1 protein-coding gene is annotated in these 400 nt (G+C 36.0%); it reads left to right on the forward strand.

Annotation, left to right across the window (positions count from 1 at the left end):
* The first annotated feature begins 27 nt into the window (after nt 1–27).
* Entirely contained in the window at nt 28–300 is a 273-nt protein-coding gene (locus tag FE392_RS23085) for a YpbS family protein (RefSeq protein ID WP_000451818.1), read from the forward strand.
* Nucleotides 301–400: the final 100 nt, after the last annotated feature.

Consider the following 400-nt stretch of genomic DNA (forward strand, 5'->3'; position numbering starts at 1 on the left):
GTATAACTTATTTAGGGGGAAGAGAAGATGGAAGTACATAAAGCAATTACAGCACATTCTCGTAAACAAAATGAAAGTGTAAAAGCATGTTTACAATTAGATGCGCAGCGTGAAGCAGCTATTGAAGCAGCCGTATCTCTTGCGTCAAATGGGAAAGAATTTTCGGTTGATGTCATTAATGTTGTAACAAAGCAAATTAATGATCTTGCAAAAAATGGTGTTACCTTGCAGCGTAAATATGTTACAGAAGAAATGGTTATGGAGTATGTAAGTCGTTTGAAAGAGAAAGAAGGTCGTTAAAGATGATAGTTACAGTCGAATGGTTATGTGAGCATATAGAAGATGAGAATGTCCGTATAATCGATTGTCGTTTTGATTTAGCGAATCCTAATTGGGGTAG

This window comes from Xenorhabdus santafensis (genome assembly GCF_033949405.1).
In the GTDB taxonomy this organism is placed as follows: Bacteria; Pseudomonadota; Gammaproteobacteria; order Enterobacterales; family Enterobacteriaceae; genus Xenorhabdus; species Xenorhabdus santafensis.